Raw genomic sequence first — 13,696 nt, 5'->3', positions numbered from 1 at the left:
TCCTTAGTGTCATAATCATGACAGGGGGCTGATTCAATCGATATCGCCGCGTCGCCTGCTCGCAAACGAGGGGCGGCACGGCGGCTGCGTGTCGAGACGCGGAAGGGGCCATACCATGAGTCTGAACGATACCGCCTCGGGCGAGCGCGTCCATATCGGGTTTTTCGGCGTGCGCAACGCCGGCAAGTCGAGCGTGGTGAACGCCGTCACCGGCCAGGAGCTCGCCGTCGTGTCCGATGTGCGCGGTACGACGACCGACCCGGTCAAAAAGGCCATGGAGCTGTTACCGATGGGCCCGGTCGTGATTATCGACACGCCCGGTATCGACGATGAGGGGGAGCTCGGCGTCAAACGCGTCGAGCGTGCGCGCCGCATGCTCGCGAGCTGCGACATCGCGGTGCTCGTGGTCGATGGCACGCGCGGTCTGAGCGAAGCGGACCGCGGGCTGATCGGCGAGTTCTCCGTGCGGCAGGTGCCTTATCTCATCGCGTGGAACAAGTGCGACGATGCGGGCGCGACGCGCATGTTGACGGAGCTCTACGGAGCCGATCCGAATATCGCGAGCCATGCGCTGTCCGTCAGCGCGCGCACCGGCAAGGGGGTCCATGAGCTGAAGGAGCGCCTGGCCGGCCTTGCCGCGCCCGATGCGCGCCCGCGACGCGTGGTCGCCGACCTGGTGGAGCCCGGCAGCACCGTCGTGCTCGTATGTCCGATCGATGCCTCGGCGCCCAAGGGCCGCCTGATCATGCCGCAGCAGATGACCATCCGCGACCTGCTCGACGGGGGATGCGTGCCCGTGGTCTGCCGCGAGACCGAGCTCGCCGGCGCGCTTCGGGCGCTCCAGGCGCCGCCCGCGCTCGTGGTGACCGACTCGCAGGTGTTCGGCCAGGTGGCGCGTATCGTGCCCGAAAGCGTGCCGCTCACGTCGTTTTCCATCCTCATGCTGCGCTACAAGGCGGACCTTATCGAGGCGGTGCGCGGCGCGGCGGCGCTCGATGGCCTGCGCGACGGAGACCGCGTGCTCATCAGCGAGGGCTGCACGCATCATCGCCAGTGCGGCGATATCGGTACGGTGAAGATTCCGCATTGGCTCGCCGAGCACACGGGGGCTGACCTCGAGTTCTCGTTCACGAGCGGCGTGGAGTTTCCCTGCGACCTGTCCGGATACGCGGCTGTCATCCATTGCGGCGGCTGCATGCTCAACGCGCGCGAGATGCGCAGCCGCCAGGCTACAGCTGCCGAGGCGGGTGTGCCCATGACGAACTACGGGGTCGCGATCGCGCACATGCACGGCATCTTGCGCCGAAGCCTCGCGCCGATCCCCGCGGCGCTTTCCGCACTCGACGGCGACAGGTAGGTGCCGCGTGAGGGCGCGCGGTCGCGCTTCGGTGCGGCACCCGATGCCGCCGTGCCGAGGCGCCTGCTTACCGCATGGTGGGCCGGCGTGGCGCCGCGGTGCGCCTTTCGCTTGCGCTCGCAGAGCTTTCCGCATTCCCGGCAACGAAGACGTGCGGCCAGCGGTTTCTAGATCGTGATGACGCCCGCGGCGAGCATGGCGATCGCGGCGATGGCGGCGACGATGATCACGGCGGCGAGGACCTTCTCGCGGCCGCTGAGGACGGTTGCCTCGCCGTACTCATGGCGCGCGCGGATGTAGAACAGGATGCCGGGCACGAACGCGATGCAGCAGAGCATGAGCTGGTGGAGGCCCGATAGCGTGATGGCGATGACGAGGAAGGCCGTGGCGAAGGCGCCCAGCACCAACGACCCCATCATCCCCTCGTGGCGCCGCGGCCAGGCGTAGCGCACCATATAGGCGGCGGCCAGACCCCATGCGATGACGATCGCCGCGGTGCACAGCGAGTAGGCGAACTGGTAGGCCTCCTCGGAGAGCAGCATCACGATGGAGAGCAGCTGGATCATGGCCCCGGTGGCGATGAGGCACGACGTCGGCGCGCTGTAGGTGTTCAGCTTCGCGAAGGTGCGGGGCAGAAGCTCCATGCGGGCCATCTCGTGCATCGCCTCGGAGGCGAGGATGGTGTAGGAGAGCCAGGCGCCGAAGATCGAGATGATGAGGCCGGCGGAGATGAACGCACCGCCCCAGGGGCCCACGACGTGCTGGAAGATGTAGGGCATCGACGGCGACCCGATGGTCATGAGCTCCTCGCGCGACAGGTACCCGTAGGGCAGGATCGACGCGGCGATGTAGATGATCACGAGCGCCATGCAGCCGAGGATCGTCGCGCGGCTGACGTCGCCCTTGTTGCGGGCGCGGTGCCCGAGGACGCTCGCGCCCTCCATGCCCACGAACACCCACATCATGACCATGAAGCAGTTGACGATCTGGGTGCCCACGCTGCCCGGGGCGCTCGCGCCGCCCAGGTTGTTGGCGAGGTTGCCCCAGAAGTCGGCGGTGAATACGCCGAGGTCGAACACGAGCAGCATCGTGGCGATGAAGATGAAGATGGGGACGAGCTTGCACGTCATGACGATGGCGTTCAGGATGGACGCCTCCTCGACGCCGTGGTTCACCACCGCCACGATGACCCAGTTGAGCACCGAGATGAACGCGACGGAGCCGATGGTGAGCCCGCCGGAAAACGGTGGGAAGAAGTAGCCGATGGCGGTGGTCAGCATGACGCCGAACGCCACGTTGCCGATCCAGATGGAAAGCCAGTAGCCCCAGCCCGACACGAACCCGGCGAACGGGCCGAAGCCCTCCTTCGCATAGGCGACGATGCCGTTGAGGTCCGGCCGTACGAGGGAGAGACGGCCGAAGGAGGTGGCGAGCGCCATGAAGCCGATGCCGCTGATGAACCAGGCGATGAGCGCGGGGCCGGGCGCCGCTGCGGCGGAGATGTCGGTCGAGAGGGCGAAGATTCCCGAACCGATCGACGAGCTCACGACGAGGGCGATCAGGCCGAACAGGCCGATGCCCCGCTTGGAGCTCGGGGTCGCGGCGGATGCGGTCTCAGGGGTTCCGGAATCCATGGGAGGGCTCCTATGAACGAGGATGAATAGAACGCCCGCCGGCACGCATACCGCGATACCGGCGGGCAGCTTATACCTCGTGAAATACTAGCCTAGTGCGCAAGGTCCCTGTATGCGGGAAGGCCGCAAATTCCGTCTGCGGCACGACATCCCTCGCAGATGGCCGCTTCAAGCGCGCGCGTCGCCACCAGGCCCACCAGATCGAGCGGGTAGTCGCTCTCTGCCGTGCCGGAGGCCATGACATAGATTGTGTCGCCGTCGTTCGTGGTGTGGGTGGGGCGGATGGTGTGGGCGTAGGCGTCTGCCGCCATCTGGGCGACCTTGGTCGCCTGCGCCTTCGTGAGCCGCGCGTTCGTGACGATGCAGGAGATGGTCGTGTTGGTGCGGTCGAGCGGCATGGCCATGGTGTCCGCGCTGGCGATCATGGCGTCCTCCATGCTCACGATGGTGTACGCGTCGGGCTCGCTGCGCATGCCGGCGATTACCGCTCCCGTCGCGGGGTCGACGACGTTGCCGCAGGCGTTGACGGCGGATATCGCTGCGACCTTGAGGCCGCCGAGCGCTAGGGCGCGTGCGCCGAGACCGCCTTTCATGGCGGTTTCGGCCCCTGTCAGCTTGCCCACAGTGGCGCCGGTGCCCGCGCCCACGGTGCCCTCGGCGAGCGGCGCGGACTCTTCGTCCAGCGCGGTGCGGGTGGCGGCGATGCCCGCCTCCACGCCCGGCCGGGCGTGCGCGTCGCCGAAGGCGAGGTCGAACAGGCAACTGGAGCACACGATGGGTACGACGGTGGGCCCCACGTCGAGACCGATGCCGCGGGCCTCGAGCTCGCGGGCGACGCCGGAGGCGGCCTCAAGGCCGAAGGCCGAGCCGCCGGACAGGCAGACGGCGTGGATGGCGTCGACGGTGTTCTCGGGGCGCAGCAGGTCGGTCTCGCGCGATGCGGGCGCGCCGCCGCGCACGTCGACGCCTGCGGCGGCACCTGCGGGCGCGACGATGACCGTGCAGCCGGTGGCGCCTGCGCGGTCGGTCCAGTGGCCGAAACGGAAATCGGTAAGCTCGGTCGTGGGGATAGGGGTGAGACGTGAGGGCATGGTTGGTCCCTTCGGATGACGATGGATGGTGACGGTCTCCGCTAGTGTGCGGTGCGGGTTCGCTCGAGCTCCTCGATGGCGCGCGCGACGCGGGCGATCGGCAGGCCGACGACGGTGTAGAAGTCTCCGTCGATCTTTTTGACGAGCATGCGGCCGCCGACGCCCTGGATGCCGTAGGCGCCCGCCTTGTCGAGCGGCTCTCCGCTCGCCACATAGGCATCGATTTTCGCATCGGCGAGCGGGTAGAACGTGACGTCGGTGACGTCGACGAACGAGACGGCGCGGGTGGCGTCCTCGCCTGCGATGGTCAGGCAGACGCCCGTCGCCACCTGGTGCGTACGGCCGGAGAGCTCGCGCAGCATGCGGCGTGCGTCTGCGGCGTCGCGGGGCTTGCCGAGCACCTCATCGTCATGGGCGACGATGGTGTCGGCCGCCACCACGAGCTCGCCGGCCTCGCCGTGCTGGTTCGCGACGGCGAGCGCCTTGGCGCGGGCCAGCCTGCCCACGAGCTCGATCGGTCCCTCACCGTCCCGTGGCGTCTCATCGATATCGGCAGGGATAACGCGGAAATCGTAGCCCGCCTCGCGCATGAGCTCGATGCGGCGGGGCGATTGCGAAGCGAGAATCATGTGCGCGGCCCCTAGAGCTGGATGCCCTCGCGGACCTTCTTGACCGCCACGTCGCCGGCGATGTCGCCCAGCACGGTGAGCGCGAAGGGCAGGGCCTGGCCCATGGCCGACGCCGTGATGATGTTGCCGTCCACCACGACGGTCTTGGGGCCGGCATAGGCACCTTCGGGAAGGGTTTCCTCGAAGCCGGGGAAGCAGGTCGCGCGGTGGCCTTCGAGCACGCCCAGCTCGCCCAGGATGGACGGGGCGGCGCAGATGGCGGCCACGTGCTTGGTCGCCGCGAACGTGCGGACGATGTCGCAGACGCGCTCGTCGGCGCGCAGATGCTTCGTGCCCGGCATACCGCCCGGCAAGACGACGTATTCGTAGTCGTTGATGTCGATCTCGTCGAGCGTGCAGTCGCAGGTCACCGAGATCTGCTGGGCGCTCACGACGTCGCGCGTGGACATCACGGAGACGAGCGAGACGCGCACGCCGCCCCTCCGCAGCACGTCGACGACGGTCAGGCATTCAATGGTTTCGAATCCATCGGCACAAAGCACGGCAACGGCGGGCATAGTGGGTCCTTTCATGGTCGGAGTAGTCGGTTTTGGCTGTTATACCCAGTTTTTCAGGCGCATGCCCTGGGGAACTTAAACGCTGGGGAGGCGCTGGCGGACGGTTTGCGCGGCGGGCGCGCCGTATCGGCACGGCGCCACGGCAGCATTCTTTTTCCTCGTGCGCTTCCGCCCTGTTTGCACGCCCCCTGGCGAGATGGCCAACAGAGGCGCTTCCCTAGGCGCGTGTCAGATGGGCGACCGTCTCGCAGTGGAACGTCTGGGGGAAGAGGTCGACCGGGGTGGCGGACACCACCTTGAACGTCCCCTCGTCGGCGAATCGGCGCAGGTCGCGCGCGAGGGTCGCCGGGTCGCAGGAGACGTAGGCGACGTCGCGGGCGGAAGTCGATGCAATGAGCGAGATGGCGCCCTCGTCGAGACCCGCGCGCGGCGGGTCGACCACGAGCACGTCCGCATCGTCGTCGGGGAACTCGCGCACGGCGTCGCCGCCGATGGCGTCGACGTTCGTGAGGTTCGCGCTCTCGAGGTTGCGGCGCAGGTCGCGGATGGCGGGACCGTAGGCCTCGACGGCGTAGACGAAGTCCATGCGGCGCGCGAGCGGCAGCGTGAACGTTCCCGCCCCGCAGTACAGGTCGATGCCCACTTCGTCCTCGGAGGGCTTGAGCGCCTCGAGCACCAGCTCGATCAAGATCTCCGCGGCGGCGGTGTTCACCTGGAAAAACGACGGTGCCGACAAGCGCATCGTCTCGCCCGCGATCAGCTCGGTCCACGAGCCCTCGCCGGAAAGCGCTTCGACGCCCGCCACGCAGCGCGCCCGGCGGTCGCCCTTCGACATGACGCGCACGACGCTCGTCGGCTTCACGGCGTCGGTGAGCACGCGCGCGACCTGGGCGCGCGGGAAGGGCCCGGTGGGGGTCCACAGGGCGACCTCGAGAGCCTTCGTGCGGCGGCTTGCGCGGATGCCGACGCGCTCGATGCCGAGGTCGCGAGAGTTCCCGAGGTAGGAGAGGGCGCCCACGACCGACTTCACGGCCTTCGGGTACTTCTTGTCGAACAGGGGACACGCATCCACGCGGATGATCTGGTCGGGGTCGGTGCCGTGCATGCCGAGGCGGAAGCGCCCGCCGTCGTGCACCGGAGCGAGTTCGATCTTGTTGCGATAGCCCCATGCGTCCTTCGCGTGGCGGATCGGCTGCACGATGCGCGCGATCTCCTCCTCCGTGAAGTGCCCGATGCGCTTCAGCGTCGAGCGGAGGTTCTCCTCCTTGGCGGAGCGCTGTGCCGATTCGGACAGGACGCCCCAGGGGCACCCGCCACAGATGCCCACGAAGGGACACGGGGTCTGGACGCGGTCGCGGGAGGGTTCGACGACCTCGCGCGCGACGGCGCGGTCGAAGGAGGCGCCCGTGCTCACGATGTCGGCCTCGACCGTATCGCCCACGACGCCTCCTGCCACGAAGACGGCCTTGCCGTCTTCGGTGCGGGCGAATCCGTCCGGTCCATAGGTCATGCTGTCGATCGTGAGTCTCATATCGTCCCCTCAGGTCGTGTACATAGGGCTCAAGTGTAACGGTCGGGGGCGCCCCGGCGCCCCCGATGCCCCCGGCGTCTTCGGAACATCATGATGTTCCGTGCGTGATAAACGAGTTTATCTGGGAGAATGCCGAATGCGCTGTCGAAACATCATGATGTTCCAAAGTGCGTCACCCTTTCCGGTGGAGGGTGCGTGCTGAAAGCGGGAACGACACCCCTGTGCGCGCATGCGCGGGGGGAGCAAGGCGGGCGCGGCCGCCCGCGTGCGCCAAGGTTGGGTTCCACAGCCTCACGCTGTGGGCGTATCGAACAGCTCCGCCCGCAGCTTCTCGTCGCGTTTGGCGAACATCGCATCCTGCTGCAGGGGCGCGAGGCCCAGGCGCGTGCGGATGAGCGCGGCGATCGCGTCGAGCTCGCGCTTGCTTGCAGTCTGCAGCCTCGTCACGTCGATCACGGTGAAGCCCGCGCCCTGCAGATGGGTCTTGCGAGCGGCGTCCTGACCGAAGCGCTCCGGGCGATTGTGGTGCTGATTGCCGAGGTGCTCGGCGATGATGCCGGTGTCTTCTGCGCATGATGTCGGGACGGCGCTCCTCGACGCCGTCACCGACCGGGATGTTGATCGGCTTGTTGAGCACCGGCAGCGGAAGGCCGTAGCCGCCAAGCCGCTGGGGCATGACGAACATGATGGTGAGGTTCGTCTCTTCGGGCGATGCCGCGCCCTCGACGAGATAGGTTGCCATCAGGCGCAGCTGCTTAATTCCCCGGATGCCTGAGGCGGCCTGTACGTAGCGATCGACGTCGTCTTTCGTGGCGAGTGCCGGCCGCTCGTGGATGCCCTCGTCGTCCAGGCGATACGTACCGAGGAGGCGGTATCCGTATTGGAGCGTCTTGGCGATACCCAAAGAGGGCGCCAGACGCGCAAGGCACGCGATGGGCGAGAGCACGTAGGTGTTCGGTGCCAGTCGGACGAACGTCTCGGGCGGATAGGGCAGTTTCCATACGTGCGTGACGACGCGCGTCGAGAAGCGATGGGAGCGCTGCTCGGGAACGAGGAGGTGCGTCGGGGTCTCTGTGAAGCCCAGACGGCGGAGGTCGGCGATGGGGAGCTTGCTCGACGCACCCATGTTGCTCACCTGCGAGCAGCGCGCGCCATGCGAGAAGGTCCTCGTGACCTTCTGGGGTCCGAGCCAGAACCGCAATGCCTGTATGTCGCAAATCACCCAATCCATGCGGACAGGGCAGCGCACCCCTCTTGGATATCAGGGGCAATGCGAAAATTTAGCCTTGCAAACTTGCATATTGCTTTCACTGCACAAACAGCGCGTGGAGCGTTGCCTGCTAGGGGCGGCGGTTACGTGGACGAGTGTTCGGAACATCATGATGTTTCGAACACGGCGGAGTGCGCTATCTGGGAAAACGGCGGGCGGGCTGTGGGGCGAAGATTAGCGAGCTCCATGAGGGTTTTGGCTGTTGGGGCGGCGCGTGCAGACGAAGGAAGCGCAGGGGAGATCAGCCTGCCGAGGAGCAGGAAGCACAAACACGAAAAGGGCCGCGTCCCGAAGGGCGCGGCCCGAAAAGGTAGCGGTGGCGAGGCGCGGCGAGCGCGACGCGCAGCACTACCTGCGCTTCTTGTCTTTCTTGGAGCCGAACAGCAGCGTCTTCAGGCCGAGGCCAACGAGGGCGATGCCCGTCCCCACGCGGCCATGGCGGCGCACGACGACGGTGTTCTCGTCGGATGCGGTCGACTTGCGGGGCGGCTCGGGCTCGATGAGGGTCGCTTTGAGGTGGGTCGGCTGGGGCTGGGGAGTGCGTGCCGCTGCTGTCTCGGGTGCTGTCGCTGCGGCGTGCGCGGGGGCGGCGTGCGCGGTCTCGGGCTTCGGGGCGGCCATATGCGCGGCGGGCGCGGGCATCGGAGATGCGGCCGGCGTCGGCGCCTGCGGCGTCGGTGCCGAGGACGTTGCCGGGGCAGGTGCCGGAGCGGCCGCGGCAGCGTCATCGCCGCCTGCCTCGACGGCCGTGGCGGGAGGCGTGCCCATGGGGACCGACGGGCGTGCGACCGCCCGCTTGGCCCGCGCCTTTTCCGCCTTGCTCGCACGCTCGGTCGCAAGTTCCATCAGGCGCTCCTGCGCGATGAAGGGCGCGGCGTCAGCCTCCACCTCGACAGGCGCCCAGGTGCCGGCGCTTGTCAGCTCGCGAGCCTTGACGTTGTCGGCGAGCTGGATGTCCATGTATTCAATGACCTGCGCGCGGATATCGGCATCGAGCACGGGGAAGGCGATCTCCACGCGGTGCTCGGTGTTGCGCGTCATCATGTCGGCGCTGGACAGGTAGACGGTATCGGCGTCCTCGCCGAAGGCGTAGACGCGCGCATGCTCGAGGAAGCGGCCCACGATAGAGCGGATGTGCACGTTCTCGGTCTTGTCCGGGATGCCCGGCAGCAGGCAGGAGATGCCGCGGATGATCATCTCGACATGGACGCCCGCGCAGCTCGCCTCGGAGATCTTGTCGATGACCTCGCGGTCGGTCAGCGAGTTCATCTTCAAGAAGACACGTGCGGGCAGCCCCGCCTGGGCACGATCGATCTCGCGGTTGAGACCGGTCATGATGAGCGGCTTCAGACCCGCCGGCGCCACGCCCAGGTAGCGGTAGTCGCCGCGCAGGTTGCCGAGCGACAGGTTGCGGAAGAACGAGTTCGCGTCCTCGCCGATGCCGGGGTGCGCGGTCATGAGCATGAAGTCGGAGTAGAGCTTGGCGGTCTTCTCGTTGAAGTTGCCGGTGCCGAGCAGCGTCAGGCGCGTGACCGCCATGCCCTCGCGATAGGTGAGCTGGCAGATCTTGGAGTGGCACTTGAAGCCTTCGGAGCCGTAGATGACCGTGCAGCCGGCCTCCTCCAGACGCTCCGCCCACTCGATGTTGTTCTCCTCATCGAAGCGAGCACGCAGCTCCATCAAGACGGTGACTTCCTTGCCGTTCTCGGCGGCCGTGATCAGCGACTCGCACAGGCGCGACTGCTTGGCCACGCGGTAGAGCGTGATGCGGATGGAGATGCACTCGTCGTCGTAGGCCGCCTCGTGCACGAGGTTCAAAAACGGCGTCATGGCTTCGTAGGGGTAGAACAGCAGCTTGTCGCCCTCGATGACCTGCTCGCGCATGCTGCGCGAAAGGTCGAACACGGGGCTTGGCTGGGGTTGGAAGGGCTCGAACAGAAGCTCCTTCTTGGCGGCCTCGGGGATGTGCGATTCAAGCGAGTACACATATCCCAGATCGAGCGGGATGTCGACGGTGGCGGTGGCGCGGCCGGATAGCTCCAGCGCGCGGCGGATGAACTTCACCGTGCTGCGCTCGAGCGCCCCGCGGATATAGAGATAGACCGGCTGCAGGCGCAGGCGCTTCTTCAGGATGCGCTTCATGTGCTGGCGGTAGTCCTCGTCCTCCTCGACACCCTCGCCGTCCGGGTCGATATCGGCGTTGCGGATGACGCGGATGACGGCGCGGTCGAGCGGGACGTAGGTGCCGAAGCAGCGGTCGATGCAGGCCATGATGATGTCCTCGACGAGGATGTAGTGGTACTCGGCCGCCCCGCACGGAATCTGGATGACACGGGGTAGCGCGGGCGGCACCTCGATGAGGCCGAGCAGGCCGCTCTCGTCGGAGTCGGGGGCGCCCTCAAGGCCGCACACGAGGTACAGGCCCTCGTTGCGCAGGTTGGGGAACGGGTGGCGCGGATCGATGACGAGCGGGGAGATGATGGGGGAAATGTAGGCCTTGAAGTAGTTCTCGACGAACATACGCTCGTCGCCCACCAGCGTGGCGGGCTCCATGCGGATCATGCCGCGCTTGGCGAGCTCGTCCTCCAGCCTGTGGAACACGGTCTGCTGGCGCGTGTAGAGCGTCGGCAGGGCCTCGAAGACGCGGTCGATCTGCTCGGCGGGCGTCAGGTTGCTCTTGTTGTCGCGCGGCTGGTGCTTGAGGGTCGCCAGGTCGGAAAGGCCTCCGATGCGGACCATGAAGAACTCGTCGAGGTTGCTCTCGAAGATCGCGACGAACTTCAGGCGCTCGAACAGGGGCACCGTCTCGTCGTACGCCTCGGTGAGCACGCGGTCGTCAAAGCGCAGCCATGACAGCTCGCGGTTTTGCGTATAGCTGAAGTCGTGGCGCTCGGCGGAGGCGTCGGCATCTCCGCCCTTGCGCTTCTCGCTCTTCTTGCGGTCTTTGTCCTTGACTGCCATGGTCCATCCCTTTTTGTACTCGTTGCTCGTCGATGTGCTCGTCCGCGCAGGTCGGCTTGCGTGCTCCGAGGGCGCGAAGACCCCTGCTGGGAACTTCCAATATAGGCGTATTCGCATCGCATTTGTACCGGGATTCGCAAAGCTTGTCCGGATGCTTACACGACGGGTGCGGCATGGGTATGTATGGGGATGACCGGGGAGTGCGGGCGGGCGGCGTGTGGGCGGAGGTGAGCGGTATCATATGTCCGGTAAGCGGCTCATTTCAGAAAAAGTCTGAATAAATTTCGGCAATTCATGAATCGGATGAGGCGAGAACTGCCACATGTCGAATACAAATGAATATACGTAAGTAAGGTAAAAATATGCATCTTGAAGTGTAAGGATGTGATTTGTTTACAGACAAAAAATCCACTATGAACTGCAGATATGGTATAGCGGTGCACTTTATTTCATAAGAGTATGACATGCAGATATTCTAGAAATATACCGTTTATCCCTCCATTGATACCGCTTGGGGGCCTCATGCAATTCATGTTTGGATTTGGATAGAACTATTACTGTCAGTGGTTAGCGCCCAAGCACGAGGGGCGCTGAGATAGGCGGGTCGCACCGGCGGCCCCGATAGAGAAAGGTAGGAGGCTATGACGAAGGGACTGCATGTCACGAGTGAGATTGGGCAGCTGAAGAAGGTTTGCCTGCATCGCCCGGGCGAGGAGCTCCTCAATCTGCCGCCCGATGAGCTCGAGCGCCTTCTGTTCGACGACGTTCCGTTCCTTGAGGTCGCCCAGCAGGAGCACGACCGCTTCGCCGAGATCCTGCGCGAGCAGGGCGTCGAGGTCCTGTACCTCGAGAAGCTCGTCGCCGAGGCGTTCGACGCCGTGCCCGAGGCGCGCGCGGAGTTCCTCGAGCAGTGGCTCGCCGAGGCCGGTATCAAGGGCAAGATCGCCCCGGCTGCCGTTCGCGAGAAGCTGGATTCCATCACCGACAACCTCGAGTTCGTCAAGAAGACGATGGCCGGCATCACCAAGGCCGAGATCGACCTGCCGCTGACCAGCTCCGTCACGCTCGACTCCCTGGTGAACACCGAGTCCGAAAGCGACCTGCTCGTCGACCCGATGCCCAACCTCTATTTCACCCGCGACCCGTTCGCGGTCGTCGGCACCGGCGTGAACCTGAACCGCATGTACTCCGTGACGCGCAACCGCGAGACCATCTACGGCAAGTACATCTTCAAGTATCACCCCGACTACAAGGACGTGTCGCTGTACTACCGTCGCGACAGCACCTTCCATACCGAGGGCGGCGACGTCCTGAACATCAACGAGCACACCATCGCCGTCGGCATCTCGCAGCGCACCCAGGCTGCCGCCATCGACGTCATGGCTCAGAACATGTTCTGGAACTCCGATTCCAAGATCGACACCATCCTGGCGTTCGACATCCCGGTGTCCCGCGCGTTCATGCACCTCGACACCGTGTTCACCCAGATCGACGTCGACAAGTTCACCATCCATCCGGCCATCATGGGCACGCTGACCGTCTACAAGCTGACCCCGGGCTCCAACCCCGGCGAGGTCGAGATCGTGGAGATCAACGACACCCTCGAGCACATCCTGGCCAAGGCCCTCGGCATCGACGCCGTGAAGCTCATCCCCTGCGGCGGCGGCGACCCGATCGCGGCGGCGCGCGAGCAGTGGAACGACGGCTCCAACACCCTGGCCGTCGCCCCCGGCAAGATCTGCGTCTACCAGCGCAACACCGTCACCAACGACGTGCTGTACAAGGAAGGCATGGAGCTGCTCGTCGTGCCCTCGGCTGAGCTCTCCCGCGGCCGTGGCGGCCCGCGCTGCATGAGCATGCCGTTCTGGCGCGAGGATCTTTAAATCTTACGATGACGGTGCGTCGCGCTTCGGCGCGCCGTCATACTTGTCCGCTGGGTCCGTTTTCGACTCGGCATCCGATTGATTTTCTACCGAAAGGAACCATCAATGGGCGTTAACCTTTCCGGCCGCAGCTTCCTGCGTCTGCTCGACTTCACGACCGAGGAGATCGAGTACCTGCTCAAGCTCTCCAAGAATTTCAAGGACCTCAAGCGCACCGGCACCCCGCACAAGTACCTCGAGGGCAAGAACATCGTCCTGCTGTTCCAGAAGACCTCCACGCGCACCCGCTGCGCGTTCGAGGTCGGCGCCATGGACCTCGGCATGGGCGTGACCTACCTCGACCCGGGCAGCTCCCAGATGGGCAAGAAGGAGTCCATCGAGGACACCGCCCGCGTGCTCGGCCGCATGTACGACGGCATCGAGTTCCGCGGCTTCGCTCAGTCCGACGTCGAGGAGCTCGCCGCGAAGTCCGGCGTGCCCGTGTGGAACGGCCTGACCGACATGTGGCATCCCACCCAGATGCTCGCCGACATCCTGACCGTCCAGGAGAACTTCAACTACGACATCAAGGGCAAGACCCTCGTGTTCATGGGCGACGCCAAGAACAACGTGGCCCGCTCCCTCATGGTCGTGTGCGCCAAGCTCGGCATGAACTTCGTGGCCTGCGGCCCGGCCGAGTGCATGCCCACCGACGACGTCATCGAGGCCTGCAAGCCCATCGCCGAGGCCAACGGCTGCACCATCACCCTGACCGAGGACCCGAAGGCCGCCTGCACCGGCGCC

General features: G+C 65.8%; 10 protein-coding genes. 3 read left to right on the top strand and 7 right to left on the bottom strand.

Going from position 1 to position 13,696, the window contains the following annotated elements; translation table 11 throughout:
* The first annotated feature begins 115 nt into the window (after nt 1-115).
* Entirely contained in the window at nt 116-1,357 is a 1,242-nt protein-coding gene (gene hydF, locus H6A21_RS01605) for a [FeFe] hydrogenase H-cluster maturation GTPase HydF (RefSeq protein ID WP_204559848.1), read from the top strand.
* Between the two features lie 167 nt (nt 1,358-1,524).
* On the opposite strand, the gene H6A21_RS01600 is transcribed toward hydF, so the two are convergent.
* The 7 genes from H6A21_RS01600 to ppk1 all read right to left on the bottom strand — a co-directional run bounded on the left by H6A21_RS01600 (nt 1,525) and on the right by ppk1 (nt 11,030).
* Entirely contained in the window at nt 1,525-2,991 is a 1,467-nt protein-coding gene (locus H6A21_RS01600) for a basic amino acid/polyamine antiporter (RefSeq protein WP_204559847.1), read from the bottom strand.
* A 92-nt stretch (nt 2,992-3,083) separates the two neighbouring features.
* Nucleotides 3,084-4,082 carry a P1 family peptidase gene (locus H6A21_RS01595; protein WP_204559846.1) on the bottom strand — a complete coding sequence of 333 codons (999 nt, stop codon included), beginning with the start codon at nt 4,080-4,082 and terminating at the stop codon, nt 3,084-3,086.
* 41 nt (nt 4,083-4,123) lie between these two features.
* A complete protein-coding gene (locus H6A21_RS01590) occupies nt 4,124-4,711 on the bottom strand; it encodes a Maf family protein (protein ID WP_204559845.1) in 588 nt (195 codons plus the stop codon).
* A gap of 11 nt (nt 4,712-4,722) precedes the next feature.
* On the bottom strand, nt 4,723-5,268 hold the full coding sequence (locus H6A21_RS01585) for a DJ-1 family glyoxalase III (protein ID WP_204559844.1): 546 nt from the start codon (nt 5,266-5,268) through the stop codon (nt 4,723-4,725).
* 217 nt (nt 5,269-5,485) lie between these two features.
* On the bottom strand, nt 5,486-6,799 hold the full coding sequence (rlmD, locus tag H6A21_RS01580) for a 23S rRNA (uracil(1939)-C(5))-methyltransferase RlmD (RefSeq protein WP_204559843.1): 1,314 nt from the start codon (nt 6,797-6,799) through the stop codon (nt 5,486-5,488).
* Between the two features lie 291 nt (nt 6,800-7,090).
* Nucleotides 7,091-7,405 (bottom strand): hypothetical protein, encoded by a 315-nt coding sequence (locus tag H6A21_RS01575; RefSeq protein WP_204559842.1) that lies wholly within the window; start codon nt 7,403-7,405, stop codon nt 7,091-7,093.
* A gap of 1,012 nt (nt 7,406-8,417) precedes the next feature.
* The gene (gene ppk1 / locus H6A21_RS01570; RefSeq protein WP_204559841.1) at nt 8,418-11,030 is read right to left on the bottom strand and encodes a polyphosphate kinase 1; all 2,613 of its coding nucleotides are present in this window, start codon (nt 11,028-11,030) and stop codon (nt 8,418-8,420) included.
* A gap of 641 nt (nt 11,031-11,671) precedes the next feature.
* Between ppk1 and arcA the strand changes: the two genes are divergently transcribed.
* Entirely contained in the window at nt 11,672-12,913 is a 1,242-nt protein-coding gene (gene arcA / locus H6A21_RS01565; RefSeq protein ID WP_204559840.1) for an arginine deiminase, read from the top strand.
* A gap of 105 nt (nt 12,914-13,018) precedes the next feature.
* Nucleotides 13,019-13,696, top strand: a 678-nt coding sequence (locus H6A21_RS01560; RefSeq protein WP_204559839.1) for an ornithine carbamoyltransferase, incomplete at its 3' end; no start/stop codon positions are given.

The sequence above is a fragment of the Collinsella tanakaei genome, assembly GCF_016902615.1.
Lineage (GTDB): Bacteria > Actinomycetota > Coriobacteriia > Coriobacteriales > Coriobacteriaceae > Collinsella > Collinsella tanakaei_A.
Note: the sequence above shows the minus strand (reverse complement) of the source record. Positions and strands in the feature narration are given on the sequence as shown.

Coding starts and splice junctions, on each gene's coding strand:
- hydF (WP_204559848.1), top strand. CDS start 116: ATGAGTCTGAACGATACCGCCTCGGGCGAGCGCGTCCATATCGGGTTT.
- H6A21_RS01600 (WP_204559847.1), bottom strand. CDS start 2,991: ATGGATTCCGGAACCCCTGAGACCGCATCCGCCGCGACCCCGAGCTCC.
- H6A21_RS01595 (WP_204559846.1), bottom strand. CDS start 4,082: ATGCCCTCACGTCTCACCCCTATCCCCACGACCGAGCTTACCGATTTC.
- H6A21_RS01590 (WP_204559845.1), bottom strand. CDS start 4,711: ATGATTCTCGCTTCGCAATCGCCCCGCCGCATCGAGCTCATGCGCGAG.
- H6A21_RS01585 (WP_204559844.1), bottom strand. CDS start 5,268: ATGCCCGCCGTTGCCGTGCTTTGTGCCGATGGATTCGAAACCATTGAA.
- rlmD (WP_204559843.1), bottom strand. CDS start 6,799: ATGAGACTCACGATCGACAGCATGACCTATGGACCGGACGGATTCGCC.
- ppk1 (WP_204559841.1), bottom strand. CDS start 11,030: ATGGCAGTCAAGGACAAAGACCGCAAGAAGAGCGAGAAGCGCAAGGGC.
- arcA (WP_204559840.1), top strand. CDS start 11,672: ATGACGAAGGGACTGCATGTCACGAGTGAGATTGGGCAGCTGAAGAAG.